The sequence below is a fragment of the Hymenobacter sp. genome (assembly GCF_036388155.1).
Classification (GTDB): domain Bacteria; phylum Bacteroidota; class Bacteroidia; order Cytophagales; family Hymenobacteraceae; genus Hymenobacter.
The window spans coordinates 11,791-25,382 of the sequence record NZ_DASVSI010000004.1 but is presented as its reverse complement, the minus strand read 5'-3'; the positions used below and the strand labels follow the sequence as shown (position 1 = coordinate 25,382).

Genomic DNA, 13,592 nt, shown 5'->3' with positions numbered 1-13,592 from the left:
TCATTCGTTGGAAAAAATGTACTTTGGTGCCGCTTCGGCCGTTGTGTTTCCGTCTCTTCACTTTTCGTCCTTATGAATCTGTTTCGTACCCTCGGTGTGGCCTCTCTGGTCTGCTTGATTGGTGCCGGCCTGAACGGCTGCATCAACGCGCCCGACTATGACATTAAGCCGGAAATCGACTTCAAAAGCCTGGACAAAGTTCACGTGCCCCGCAGCGGCGGATTCTTGGCCCGCGACACGCTCAAGTTTGCCGTTGATTTCAAAGACGGCGACGGCGACCTGGGCTTGTCCGACGACGACATCAAAGTAGCCCCCTACAATCAGACCACCGGCGGCCCCCGAAACCGCGGCAACGGCGATAACTACCTCATTCAGCCTTTTATTCAACGAACTCCCGGCGGGCCCTTCGAACGGTACATCATCGCCACCGAGGGCGACTACGACGGCCGTTTCCTGCGCCTCGACAACGTGGAAGGCGGCGAAGCCAAACCGGCCCCGCTGCGGGGCACGCTGCGCTACAGTCTTCCGCTGGAACTAGACGATGCCGCCTTTTATCCCGGGCAGGTGTTGCGCTTCGAAATTCGCATCGTGGACCGGGCGCTGCACGTGAGCAACACCATTACAACGACACCGATAACGCTGGGGCCCTAACCCCAGCGTTATTTTTTGGCCTAATAAATCTCGGGGAACCGCTCGGGCTCGGCTTCGCTCATCAGCTCATACACGGTGTCGAACACGTCTTCGGCGTTGGGCTTGCTGAAGTAGTCGCCGTCGGAGCTGTAGGCCGGGCGGTGGGGCTGCGCCGCCAGGCAGCGCGGCTGCGCATCGAGGAAGCGGTAGGCCTGCTGCTCGTCCAGCACGTGCTGCATCATGAAAGCCGTGCCGCCGCCAGGCACGTCTTCGTCGGCAAACACCACACGGTTGGTTTTCTGAATGCTGTCCACGATGAGGTGCTCCACGTCGAAGGGCAGCAGGGTTTGCACGTCGATGACTTCCACGGAGATGCCTACTTCGGCCAGCTGCTTAGCGGCTTCCATCACAATGCGGCACATCGAGCCGTAGGTGACCACCGTAACGTCGGTGCCGGCTTGCAGCACTTCGGGGCGGCCTAGTGGCAGGGTAAATTCCCCGACGTTGCTGGGAATTCGCTCCTTCAGCCGGTAGCCGTTCAGGCACTCAATCACCAGGGCGGGCTCGTCGCTGCGCAACAGCGTGTTGTAGAAGCCCGCGGCTTGCACCATGTTGCGGGGCACACACACGTGAATGCCCCGGATGCTGCCCAATATCATTTGCATGGGCGACCCGGAGTGCCAAATGCCCTCCAGCCGGTGCCCACGCGTGCGCACAATCAGCGGCGCTTTTTGGCCGCCTTTGGTGCGGTACTGCAGGGAAGCTAAGTCGTCGCTGAGCAGCTGAATGGCGTAGAGCAGGTAGTCGAGGTACTGTATTTCGGTGATGGGCCGCAGGCCGCGCAGCGCGGCGCCAATGCCCTGCCCCACAATGGTGCACTCCCGAATGCCGGTATCGGTCACGCGCAGCTCGCCAAACTTGTCCTGCAAGCCGGCGAAGGCCTGGTTAACGTCACCAATCTTGCCCACGTCCTCGCCAATGGCGAAAATGCTGGGGTCGCGCTCAAAGTTGGCGTCGAAGCAGGCCTGCAGCACCTCGCGGGCGTCCACGACCGGCGCGTTGGGTGCGAACTCGGCCGGTACTTCCTCGATGTTGCCCACGGCCAGCTCGCTTTGGCTGAACAGACTGGAGTTGTAGCGGTCGGCGTTTTCAGCCAGCAGCTGCTCCAAGTGGCGCTGCACGCTGCGGCGGCCGAAGCTGCGCTTCTCGTGGCGCACGGCACGCAGCACGCGGCGCAGAGTCCGCACAATGTCGGCCCGAATGGGTGTGGGGTTAGTTTTGAGCTGTTCCACCAGTTCGTGGAGCGTGTTTTCGGTGCCGGTGTCGGTCACCAGTTTTTCCAGCAGGGCCACGGCCTCGTCGCGCTCGGCTTTGATGGGGTCGAAGAAAGCGGCCCAGGCAGCGGTACGGGCCGTTTTGATGACGGCCGCCGCAGATTTTTCAATTTCGTCCAGCTCCAGTTCGGTGGCGTGTCCCTCGGCCAGCAGCCACTCGCGCAGCTTGTGCAGGCAGTCGTGGGCTTCTTCCCAGCTCAGCCGGTCCTTGCTCTTGTAGCGCTCGTGCGAGCCGCTGGTGCTGTGGCCTTGCGGCTGCGTGAGCTCCGTGACGTGGATGAGCACGGGCACGTGCTGCTCGCGACACACGGCGGCGGCGCGCTGGTAGGTGTCCACCAGCCCGGCGTAGTCCCAGCCGCGCACCACGTAAATCTCGAAGCCCGGCTCCCCTTCGCCGTCGCGCTGCAGGCCGGCCATGATGGCCGAAATGCTTTGCTTGGTGGTCTGGTATTCGGCCGGCACCGAGATGCCGTAGTGGTCGTCCCACACGCTCACCAGCATGGGCACCTGCAGCACACCGGCCGCATTCAGCGCCTCGAAAAACATGCCTTCCGAGGTGCTGGCGTTGCCGATGGTGCCAAAAGCCACCTCGTTGCCGTTGTTGGAAAGGTTGGTGAACTGGTGCAGCTCGGGGTTTTGGCGGAACAGCTTGGAGGCGTAGGCCATGCCCAACAGGCGCGGCATCTGGGACGCCGTGGGCGACACATCGGCCGAGGAATTTTTGGTCTGGACGAGGTCCGTGAGCAGGCCGTCTTCGTCCAGCATGCGGGTGGCGAAGTGGCCGTTCATGGCGCGGCCACCGGTAGCGGGCTCGGCTTCCACGTCGGGGTTGGCGTAGAGCTGGGCGAAGTATTGCTCCCAGGTGAGCTGGCCGATGGCGACCATGAACGTCTGGTCGCGGTAATAGCCGGCGCGGAAGTCGCCGTTCTGGAAGGCGCGGGCCATGGCCAGCTGCGGCACTTCTTTGCCGTCGCCAAAGATGCCAAACTTGGCCTTGCCCATAAACACCTCCTTGCGGCCGGCGAGCGAAGCGTGCCGGCTTTCCCAAGCCAAGCGGTAATCGTGAAGGAAATCAGCCTTGGTGAGGGGCGCGGCTAGCGCGGGCAGGGCGGTTTCGGCAGTGGACATAGTAGCAGGAACGGTGGAGTGGGAATTCTTGGGATAGCAGAGCGAAGTGGCCAGAGCCGGTGCAAAAATACGGAACGGCGGTTGGGCGGGCGGTACGCGGGCTTCGGGTGTATATTTGGGTAATGGTTTCGGCAGCGACTTGGTTGCTGGCGCTAACCTTTTGCCCACTTCCGGTATTGTTAAACGAATTCAAGCCGCGGGTGGCTGCCCGGCGCTTGGCTCGCAGCTTTAAAGCCCAAGACGATGAAACACTTATTCGCCCTTTGCCTGCTGGCACTCACATTCACTGCCCGTGCCCAGGGCGTGATGCAGTTCACCACCGACAACCACGATTTTGGCAATGTGCCCGAGGGCACGATGGCCACCTACGAATTCAAGTTTAAGAACACGGGCACCCAGCCCGTGGTCATTGCCAACGTGCAGGCCAGCTGCGGCTGCACCACCCCTGACTGGACCAAGACGCCCGTGCTGCCCGGCAAGATGGGCGTTATCAAGGCCATGTACAGCAGCGCCGGCCGCCCCGGCGTGTTCAACAAAACCGTGACCGTGACCAGCAACGCCTCCGAGCCCAGCAAGGTGCTCACCATCAAAGGCACGGTGCTCACCAAAGAGCAAATCAAGCCCACGCTCACGCCGGCCCAGTTGGCGCAGTCGCCGAAGCTGGTGCTCGACAAAGCCGAGTTTGACTTCGGCAAAATGGAAGCCGGCCAGCAACCCACCGCGCGCTTCACCGTGAAAAACTCGGGCAAGACGCCGCTGGTGCTCGGCGCCCTCACGGCCGGCTGCTACTGCGTGGGCTACAAAACGCCCCCCGCTCCCATCGCGCCCGGCCAGAGCGCCGTGGTGGAGCTGCTCTACAGCCAGCGCCAGCTCGGCCAGGTGAGCGACGCCGTCACCATCAGCTCGAACGACGTGAGCGGCGACGCCAAACTCACGCTGAAAGCCACGATTGTGCGCGACTTGGTCGGCGGCAGCATGGTGAAGGAGAGCGGCACGGCCGTACCGTTTAAGTAAGGCCGAGGGAATGGCTGAAGCTTTTTTCTGAAAAATCACAGGGGCCACGCAACCTTCGGGGTGGGGTAACAATCAACGCTGCGAAACCCCTTGAAAGGCTTTGTGGCACATCGCTGCTCGTTTTCGGGCTTGCCCGCTAAACGCAAGCACCGGAGTACTCAGGTCAGGCCGTGGCCGAAGGGTTTCAGCGTTCAAGTTGTTTCCCTTCTCACCTTACCGTTTGGCTTTTTATGAGAAACGTACTTACCCACCTACTCTGCCTGGGAGCTGCTTTGGCGCTTGGGAACTGCCAAGACAAAAACGACGACACGTCCAATTTAACGAACCGGCGCTGGATGCTGAAGGAGATAGACGGTCAGTGGATATCGTACTCCAGCTATGGCTACGACTACGACTCGTTTGTACAATTCGACGCCCCAGGCGCGGGTGTTTCGGGCTTGGCGGCTTGCACGACCATCCAGGGGAAGTATGGGCTTGATGCCGGCAACAAGCGGTTAGTCATCACCGGGATGACAACGACCCCGGGCGCGTGTTCCGACTTGAATGTTGCCACGAAGTACCTGGCGGCTTTGCCTCAAACGAAACGCTACGACATCCGAGGCGACCAGCTGCTGCTCTACGCCGACGACACTGACAAGCCGCATCTGGTTTTTGAAGCGCTGAAGTGAGCGCAAAGGCCAGCGCGGACGTAAACCAAATGCAAATGCCCAACAGCCTGAAAGCTGATTCATGGGGCTCATTGTAAGGCCTTACCTCCTGGGTAAGGCCTTTTTTTGGCTGCTTGCTGCAAGCCATTGGCCGTGCGGGGCGTTACTTGTGGCATGGAAAACTCAGCTGCCACTCCCCAAGCCACGCCGTACCAAGTGCCGGCCCAAACGCGCGTTGGGCACGTCCATCTGCAGGTCACGGACATCGACAAAGCGCTTGGTTTTTACCGCGACATTTTGGGGTTTACAGTCATGCAGCGGTTTGGCAACCAGGTGGCCTTTATTTCGGCGGGCGGCTACCACCATCACATTGGGCTGAACACCTGGAACAGCCTGGGCGGGCCGCCGGCGCGCAAGCAAGGCGCGGGGCTGTACCACACGGCCATCCTGTATGCCACCCGGGCCGAACTGGCCGGCGCGCTGCGCCAGGTGGCGGCGGCCAACTACCCCATCACCGGCTCGGCCGACCACGGCGTGTCGGAAGCCATTTACCTCGACGACCCCGACGGCAACGGCGTGGAGCTGTACTGGGACCGGCCGCGCGAGCAGTGGCCCCTGGCCCCCGACGGCGGCGTGCAGATGTACACCCGCGCGCTGGACCTAAACGCGCTGCTGGCGGAACGGTAGTAGCCCGAACTTTGTCCTTCGCGCTACGGCGCGGTTGCCCGTATCTTTGCCGCACATATTCTCACCTCCACTCCCACCATCTCTCTCATGATAATCGGCGTTCCTAAGGAAATTAAAAACAACGAAAACCGCGTGGGCCTCACTCCGGCCGGCGTAGCCGAACTGCGCAAGCACGGCCACACCCTGCTGGTGCAATCGACCGCGGGCGAGGGCAGCGGCTTCGCCGACGACGAGTACCAAACGGCCGGCGCCACGCTGCTCCCCACCATCGCCGATGTGTACGAGCAGGCCGAGATGATTATCAAAGTAAAGGAGCCGATTGCGGAGGAGTACCCCCTCATCAAGGAGAACCAACTGCTCTTCACCTACTTCCACTTCGCCAGCGGCGAAGAGCTCACCCACGCCATGATTGAGCGCAAGGCCGTGTGCCTCGCCTATGAGACCGTGGAGCTCAGCAACCGCGCCCTGCCCCTGCTCATTCCGATGAGCGAAGTGGCGGGCCGCATGGCTCCCCAAGAAGGCGCCAAGTACCTCGAGAAGCCCCTGAAAGGCCGCGGCATCCTGCTGGGCGGCGTGCCCGGCGTGAAGCCCGCCAACGTGCTGGTGCTGGGTGGTGGCGTGGTGGGCACCCAAGCTGCCAAAGTAGCCGCCGGCCTCGGCGCGCAAGTAACCATCATGGACATCAGCCTGAACCGTTTGCGCGAGCTCGACGACTTCATGCCCAAGAACGTGGTGACGCAGTACTCGAACGAGTACAATATCCGCGAAGCCATTAAAACCTCGGACCTGATTGTGGGCGCCGTGCTGATTCCCGGTGCCAAGGCGCCGCACCTCATCACCCGCGACATGCTGAAGACCATGCGTCCCGGCACCGTGGTGGTCGACGTGGCCGTGGACCAGGGCGGTTGCATCGAAACCTGCCACCCCACCACCCACGAAAACCCGACCTTCATCATCGACGACGTGGTGCACTACTGCGTGGCCAACATGCCCGGCGCGGTGCCCTACACCAGCACCCTGGCTTTGACTAACGCCACCCTGCCCTACGCCGTGAAACTGGCCAACCAGGGCTGGCAGGAAGCCTGCCGCCGCGACGAGGCCCTGCGCCTCGGCCTGAACGTGGTGCACGGCGAAGTGGTCTACAAAGGCGTGGCCGATGCCTGGGGCCTGCCCCTGGCCAGCGTAGACTCGGTCCTGGAACTGGCTTCGGTGTAAGTCAAAATTTGGCGGTTAAAAGTAAAAAGCCTTCCTGACCCAAGCGTCGGGAAGGCTTTCCTTTGCTGCCTCTTCTCGACAATTAAGCGGTTTCGCAGTTATTGCACACAGGTGTTATAGCGTGGGCTCTGCGAGCCCGCGCTATAAGCATCTTGAACACGCTCTGAGCTCTTCACTTCTAACTTTTCACGCGCCTTGTTTCTTTCGCCTGCCATTCGCCTGCTGCTGCGCCGTTTTGCATTGCTGATGGGCGTGTACACGTTGCTGCGGGTAGGCTTTTACCTGTTCAACCGCGGCACGTTTCAAAGCATCGAGCTAGGGTCGGTGCTGCTGGCCTTCGTGCACGGGCTGCGGTTTGATTTATCGGCGCTGTTGTGGCTGAATTTGCCGCTGGTGCTGCTGTCGCTGCTGGCCCCGATAAACAACCGGCGCGGGCAGCAGGTGCTGCGCGGGCTGTTTGTGGCGGTGAATATGCTTGGCTTTCTGCTGAACGTCATCGACTGGGAGTATTTCAAGTTCATTGGCCGGCGGCTGAGCAACGAGTGGCGCACCATTGGGGGCGACCTGCAGCGCCAGGCCGGGCAAATTGGCGCGCACTACTTGTACCTGTTGCCGCCGCTGCTGGCGCTGATATACCTGCTGTGGCGCTTCTTTCCGATGCCCAAGGCCACCGAAATTGCCGCTTCTGCCCGTCCCCGCTCGTGGCGGCGGCTGGTCCTGCAGCTGCCCGTGCTCATCATTTTGGTGGTGCTGGGCTTGCGGGGCGGCTGGCAGCTGAAGCCCCTGCGCACCGGAGTGGCGTTTGAGCAGCAGCCCGCGGTGCTGGGCCACCTGGCGCTGAACAGCACCTTCACGGTGCTAAAATCGGCCGATGCCAAACGGGTGGAGCGGAAAAGCTACTTGCCCGATGCCGCCGTTCGGGCGGCGCTGGGAACGCCGTCATTTGCCGAGCGGGCAGGTGAAAATGGCGCGACCAACGTAGTGGTGCTGTTGCTGGAGAGCTTTGGGTCAGAATACACCGGCGTGGAAAACGGGGGCCGGGGCGGGTACACGCCGTTCTTCGATTCGCTAGCTACTGCGCCCACTTCCCGCTTTCTGCGCGAGAACTACGCCAACGGCCGCCGTTCCATCGAGGCGCTGCCGGCGGTGCTGTCGGGCCTCCCTTCGCTGATGGACGAGCCCTTCATCACTTCCACTTTCCAAACGGCGGAGCTGCACGGACTGGGCGAAATACTGGGACGCCACGGCTACACCACGGCCATGTACCACGCCGGCACCAATGGCACGATGGGCTTCGACATGTTTTCGGGCATTGCGGGCATGCAGAAATACTACGGCCTGAACCAGTACCCCGGCGGCGCCAGCAGCCCGGACCACGACGGCCACTGGGGCATTTTTGACGAGCCGTATTTGCAGTACTTCAACCGGCAATTGGGGGCGACGAAGGAGCCGTTTTTCGCTACCCTGTTCACGCTTAGCGCGCACGAGCCGTTCACGATTCCGGCCCAGTACAAGGGCAAGTTTCCGGCGGGCACGCAGCCCATTCACCCCACCATTGCCTATTCGGACATGGCCCTACGCCGGTTTTTTGAGGCCGCGCGCCAACAGCCGTGGTACGGCCGCACGCTGTTTGTCCTCACCGCCGACCACACCTCCCAAACCGACAACCCGGCCTACCAAAACCCGCTGGGCTACCACAAAACCCCGCTCCTGCTATTCCGGCCCGGCGGCAAGTTGCCGGCCGTCAACCCGCACCGCATTACCCAACACCTCGACATCCCGGCTTCCGTGGTGGACGTGCTGGGGCTGCGCCAGGAGTCCAAACGGCTGCTGCCCTTCGGCTCTTCGGTGTTTGACAATACCAAGACGGGACGCGCGTTTTTCCGCGACGGCGAGTCGTATTTCTTGGTCCATTCCGACTTCGTGACGGAGCTGACTAATACCAACCAAGTGCGGCTCTACCCCTACCAAACCCACTACATTCCCAACGAGCCCGTGGCCAAACCGGACCCAGCAATCGTGCGGAAGTATGGCGACGAGTTGCGTGCTTCCGTGCAGTTCTACGTGAACAGCCTGCTCGATAACCGCCTGTATAAATAGGGTATCGGGCTACTAAAAACCTCTAAAAAACGGCGTCACGTCTTGCCAGTAGCTGCCAATCTTTGGGCGCTGGCAAGACGTGACGCCGTTTTTTACGGCGGAAGTAAACACCAAAGTTTGGGGATTGAAGAGCCTTCTTCAGTCTGCGCTCGTTAGTGTTGAAACCCATATGAAGGCCAGAAACATTACGGTAAGCTCGTCAATTATATAACTTATTAATGAATTAATAGGACAACTTAATACGCAGGTTTCCCGTCAAGTGGGGATATTGATTGTGGTGAACTGGGAGAAAGCCTTGCTGATTTGGGCGGTTACTGCCGGAATAGCCCGCTCACATTGAAGAAATAGCGACTGCAAGACCGAGCATGAGAGGCTACTCATCCATTGCCTTCGGCGCAGCTCAGTCACAGGCTCATTTTCGTAAGACACGTTTCATAATGCGCACTCGGCCACACGTTGTACAGGTATTGGTGCTGGCAGTGCTGGCCGGTTGTGGCGGCAAGGAGGAGAAAGCCGCCGCACCGGCCGCCGACGCGCCCAAGGCGTACCCAGTGCTCACGTTGGCGCGACGCGCCACCACGCTCAACAGCGACTACCCAGCCACCATTCAGGGGCAGCAGGACATTGAGATTCGTCCGAAGATTGACGGCTACTTGGGCAGCATTCTGGTGGACGAAGGCGCCACGGTTCGGCAAGGCCAGCTCCTGTTTCGCATCACGGCGCCCCAGTACGAGCAGGAAGTGCGCACGGCCCAGGCCAACATCAAAATTGCCCAGGCCGACGTCAACTCGGCGCGCATGGAGGTGAACAAGGTGCGGCCGCTGGTCGAGAAAAACATCATTAGTCAGTACGAGCTCCAGTCGGCGCAGTTCACGCTGCAGTCGCGGCAGGCGGCCCTGGCCCAGGCCAATGCCACGCTGGCCAATGCCCGCACCAACCTGGGCTACACCCAAATTGCGAGCCCGGTGAACGGCCTTGTGGGCCTAATACCGTACAAAATCGGGAGCTTGGTGAGCAGCAACACCGCCCAGCCGCTGACCACGGTTTCCAACATCGGCAACATCTTCGCCTACTTCTCCATCAACGAAAAGCAGGCGCTGGCTTTTTCGCGCAGCGCCCGCGGCGCCACCACGCAGGAGCGGCTGGCCACCATCCCGCCAGTGTCGCTGATTCTGGCCAACGGCACTGAATTCCCGGAGAAAGGGCGCATCGAAACCACCAGCGGCTCCATCAACACCGAAACCGGCTCGGTGCGGGTGCGGGCCACGTTCCCCAACCCCGGCAGCGTGGTGCGCAGCGGCAGCAGCGGCGTGGTGCGCATTCCCACCGTGGTGGACACAGCCCTGATTATCCCGCAAAAGGCGACCTACGAAATCCAGGGCAAGCGCTTTGTGTACGTGGTGCAGGACAGCAACAAGGTGCGCAGCGCCGAAGTGCGCGTGCTGAATAACAGCGACGGGACCTTTTTCGTGGTGGAGCGGGGGCTGCAGTCCGGCGCCCGCATTGTGGTGGAGGGCGTGGCCACGCTGCGCGAAGGCGCCGCCATCAAGCCCCAGCCGGTGAATGCCGACAGCATTTACCGACAACTGCCGCGATGAGTTGCTAGGGGTCGAACAGAGGGTGTGTAGTTGGTTATCTTATTCCACGGAAAGCTATGTTTCAGCGCTTTATCGAGCAACCGGTCCTTTCCACGGTTATCTCTATTCTCATTGTCATTTTGGGCGTGCTGGGGCTGCTGTCGCTGCCCATTGCGCAGTACCCCGAGATTGCGCCGCCCACGGTGGTGGTGTCCACGGCCTACCAGGGCGCCAACGCCGACGTGGTGCTCAACAGCGTGATTGTGCCGCTGGAAGAACAGATAAACGGCGTGGAAAACATGACCTACATGACGTCCTCGGCCGGCAACGACGGCAGCGCCCGCATCACGGTCAACTTCAAGCTGGGCACCAACCCCGACTTGGCTTCGGTGAACGTGCAAAACCGGGTGGCCCGCGCCACCGCCCTGCTGCCCCAGGAGGTGACCCGCGCCGGCGTGACCACCGCCAAGAGCCAGAGCAGCAACCTCGTAATCTTCGCCCTCTACAGCGACGACCCCGCCTACGACCAAACCTTCCTGCAGAACTACGCCGAAATCAACTTGGTCCCGCTCATCAAGCGCGTGACCGGCGTGGGCCAGTCCAACGCCTTCGGGCAGATGGCCTATTCCATGCGCCTCTGGCTGCGGCCCGACGTGATGGCGACCTACGGGCTGGTGCCGGCCGACATCAGCGCCGCGCTGGCCGAGCAGAACATTGAGGCCGCGCCCGGCCAGTTTGGCGAGCAGGGCGGGCAGTCGTTTCAGTACGTCATCAAATACACCGGCCGCCTGAAGGACGTTTCGCAGTTCGAAAACGTGGTGGTGAAAGCCACGCCCGCCGGGCAAATCCTGCGGCTGAAAGACATTGCCCGCATCGAGTTGGGCGCGCTGAGCTACGCCAGCACCACCACGACGAATGGTAAGGCGTCGGTGGGCGTGGCCGTGAGCCAAACGGCGGGCTCCAACGCCAAAGAGGTCATCGAAGGCAGCCTGGAAGTGCTGAACAACGCGGCCAAGTCCTTCCCCAAGGGCATCAAGTACGTGACGCTGGTGAACGCCAACGACTTTCTCGACGCCAGCATCGAAAAAGTCATTCACACCCTGATTGAGGCCTTCGTGCTGGTGTTCATCGTGGTGTTTGTGTTCCTGCAAGACTTCCGCTCCACGCTCATTCCGGCCATTGCGGTGCCGGTGGCCATTGTGGGCACGTTCTTCTTTCTGCTGCTCTTCGGGTTCACCATCAACCTGCTCACGCTCTTTGCGTTGGTGCTGGCCATCGGCATCGTGGTCGACGACGCCATTGTGGTGGTGGAGGCCGTGCACGCCAAGCTGGACCAGGGCTACACCTCGGCCCTGGAAGCCACCAAAGACGCCATGAGCGAGATTTCCGGGGCCATCATTTCCATCACGCTGGTCATGGCGGCGGTGTTTGTACCGGTGAGCTTCATCGCGGGTTCGGCGGGCGTGTTTTACAAGCAATTCGGCCTCACGCTGGCCATTGCCATTGTGCTCTCGGCCGTGAACGCCCTGACGCTAAGCCCCGCGCTCTGCGCCATCTTTCTGAAGCCGCACCAGGAAGGCGAGCACAAGCAAAACCTGCTGCAGCGCTTCTATGGCGCTTTTAACCGCGGATTTGAAAAGACGACGGATAAGTACAAGCGGGGCGTATCCTTCCTGATTGGGCGCAAGTGGATGACCTGGGCCATTCTACTGATTTTCTCCGGCGGGTTTTATTACCTGATGCGCACTACGCCCTCGGCCTTCGTGCCCAACGAGGACATGGGCTCGGTGATGGCCGACATTGCCCTGCCGCCCTCCGCTTCGGCCGAGCGCACCCAGGCCATTACCAAGCAGGTGGAAGCCGTGGCGCGCACCATTCCGGAGGTGGAAAACATCCTGCGCATCACCGGCCAGGGCATGATTAGCGGCACGGGCAGCAACTACGGCATGGTCATCATGCGGCTGAAAAACTGGGAGCAGCGCACCGAAAAAGGCCAGGACGTGCAGTCCATCATCGGCCAGCTGTTTGCGAAAACGGCCGGCATCCGCGACGCCAAAATCATCTTCTTCGCCCCGCCCACCATCTCGGGTTTTGGCACGTCGGGCGGCTTTTCGTTTGAGTTGCAGGACCGCAGCGGGCGCGACATTGCCATCTTCTCCAAGGTGGGCAGCGACTTCCTGACGGCCCTGAGCCAGCGGCCCGAAATCCAGTACGCCTCTACGTCTTTCAACGTCAACTTTCCGCAGTACCAGATTGAGGTGAACGTGGCCAAGGCCAAGGCTGCCGGCCTGTCCATCAACGACATTCTGAGCACGATGCAGGGCTATTACGGCGGCGTATATGCTTCCAACTTCAACCAGTTTGGCAAGCAATTCCGGGTGATGTACCAGGCCGAGGCGTCCTTCCGGGCCAACCCCGAGGGGCTGAATAACATCTTCGTTCGCAACGGCAACGGGGTGATGGCGCCCATCACCGAATTCATCAACCTGACACGGGTGTACGGGCCGCAGTCCATCTCCCGCTTCAACCTGTTCACGTCCATCAGCGTCACGGGCTCGCCCAAGCCCGGCTACAGCTCCGGCGATGCCATCCGGGCCATTCAGGAAGTGGCGAGCCAGGCCCTGCCGGCGGGCTACGGCTATGAGTTTTCGGGCATGACGCGGGAGGAAATATCGGCCGGCGGCCAAACGGTGATGGTTTTCGGGCTAGTGCTGGTATTCGTGTACCTACTGCTCAGCGCGCAGTACGAGAGCTACATCTTGCCGTTTGCGGTGCTGCTGTCGCTGCCCATTGGCTTGGCCGGGGCGTTCATGTTCGCCAGCCTGTTCGGCATCTCCAACAACATCTACCTGCAAATCACCCTGATTATGCTCATCGGTTTGCTGGCCAAAAACGCCATTCTCATCGTGGAATTTGCGGTGGAGCGCCGGCGGCACGGCATGCCGCTGGTGCAGGCGGCCCTTGAAGGCGCCCAAGCCCGCCTGCGGCCCATTTTGATGACGTCGTTTGCCTTCATCCTGGGCCTGGTGCCGCTGATGATGGCGCAAGGCGCCGGGGCCACGGGCAACCGCTCCATCGGGACGGGCGCGGTGGGCGGCATGCTCATCGGTACGCTCATCGGCGTGTTCGTGATTCCGGTGCTGTACGTCGTTTTCCAGGGCTTGCAGGAGCGCATCAGCGGCAAGCCCAAAGAGCCCCTGACTGAAAAAGCCGACAAATCCCGCCAGCCCGAAACCGCCCCGGCCGCCTGAAGCCCCGCC

General features: G+C 61.3%; 9 protein-coding genes. 8 read left to right on the top strand and 1 reads right to left on the bottom strand.

What is annotated here, in order from left to right:
- The first annotated feature begins 72 nt into the window (after positions 1-72).
- Entirely contained in the window at positions 73-651 is a 579-nt protein-coding gene (locus tag VF629_RS00585) for a hypothetical protein (RefSeq protein ID WP_331056496.1), read from the top strand.
- 20 nt (positions 652-671) lie between these two features.
- On the opposite strand, the gene VF629_RS00580 is transcribed toward VF629_RS00585, so the two are convergent.
- Positions 672-3,092 carry an alpha-ketoacid dehydrogenase subunit alpha/beta gene (locus VF629_RS00580; protein WP_331056495.1) on the bottom strand — a complete coding sequence of 807 codons (2,421 nt, stop codon included), beginning with the start codon at positions 3,090-3,092 and terminating at the stop codon, positions 672-674.
- 243 nt (positions 3,093-3,335) lie between these two features.
- Here VF629_RS00580 and VF629_RS00575 point away from each other — a divergent pair, with 243 nt between their 5' ends.
- The 7 genes from VF629_RS00575 (at position 3,336) to VF629_RS00545 (ending at position 13,583) form a co-directional block, all read left to right on the top strand.
- Positions 3,336-4,106 (top strand): DUF1573 domain-containing protein, encoded by a 771-nt coding sequence (locus tag VF629_RS00575; RefSeq protein WP_331056494.1) that lies wholly within the window; start codon positions 3,336-3,338, stop codon positions 4,104-4,106.
- 230 nt (positions 4,107-4,336) lie between these two features.
- On the top strand, positions 4,337-4,774 hold the full coding sequence (locus tag VF629_RS00570; protein WP_331056493.1) for an META domain-containing protein: 438 nt from the start codon (positions 4,337-4,339) through the stop codon (positions 4,772-4,774).
- A 153-nt stretch (positions 4,775-4,927) separates the two neighbouring features.
- Complete coding sequence (locus tag VF629_RS00565) at positions 4,928-5,440, top strand: VOC family protein (RefSeq protein WP_331056492.1); 513 nt, start codon at positions 4,928-4,930, stop codon at positions 5,438-5,440.
- Between the two features lie 87 nt (positions 5,441-5,527).
- Positions 5,528-6,655 (top strand): alanine dehydrogenase, encoded by a 1,128-nt coding sequence (gene ald / locus VF629_RS00560; protein WP_331056491.1) that lies wholly within the window; start codon positions 5,528-5,530, stop codon positions 6,653-6,655.
- Positions 6,656-6,850: 195 nt separating this feature from the next.
- Complete coding sequence (locus VF629_RS00555; RefSeq protein ID WP_331056490.1) at positions 6,851-8,755, top strand: LTA synthase family protein; 1,905 nt, start codon at positions 6,851-6,853, stop codon at positions 8,753-8,755.
- Positions 8,756-9,192: 437 nt separating this feature from the next.
- Positions 9,193-10,353, top strand: a complete 1,161-nt coding sequence (locus tag VF629_RS00550) for an efflux RND transporter periplasmic adaptor subunit (protein ID WP_331056489.1) — start codon at positions 9,193-9,195, stop codon at positions 10,351-10,353.
- 56 nt (positions 10,354-10,409) lie between these two features.
- Positions 10,410-13,583, top strand: coding sequence for an efflux RND transporter permease subunit (locus VF629_RS00545; protein ID WP_331056488.1), 3,174 nt, complete (start codon positions 10,410-10,412; stop codon positions 13,581-13,583).
- Positions 13,584-13,592 lie beyond the last annotated feature (9 nt).

Excerpts from the sequence above, each read along its gene's own strand:
- ald (WP_331056491.1), top strand. The coding sequence starts at position 5,528 with ATGATAATCGGCGTTCCTAAGGAAATTAAAAACAACGAAAACCGCGTG.
- VF629_RS00575 (WP_331056494.1), top strand. The coding sequence starts at position 3,336 with ATGAAACACTTATTCGCCCTTTGCCTGCTGGCACTCACATTCACTGCC.
- VF629_RS00565 (WP_331056492.1), top strand. The coding sequence starts at position 4,928 with ATGGAAAACTCAGCTGCCACTCCCCAAGCCACGCCGTACCAAGTGCCG.
- VF629_RS00545 (WP_331056488.1), top strand. The coding sequence starts at position 10,410 with ATGTTTCAGCGCTTTATCGAGCAACCGGTCCTTTCCACGGTTATCTCT.
- VF629_RS00570 (WP_331056493.1), top strand. The coding sequence starts at position 4,337 with ATGAGAAACGTACTTACCCACCTACTCTGCCTGGGAGCTGCTTTGGCG.
- VF629_RS00580 (WP_331056495.1), bottom strand. The coding sequence starts at position 3,092 with ATGTCCACTGCCGAAACCGCCCTGCCCGCGCTAGCCGCGCCCCTCACC.
- VF629_RS00550 (WP_331056489.1), top strand. The coding sequence starts at position 9,193 with ATGCGCACTCGGCCACACGTTGTACAGGTATTGGTGCTGGCAGTGCTG.
- VF629_RS00585 (WP_331056496.1), top strand. The coding sequence starts at position 73 with ATGAATCTGTTTCGTACCCTCGGTGTGGCCTCTCTGGTCTGCTTGATT.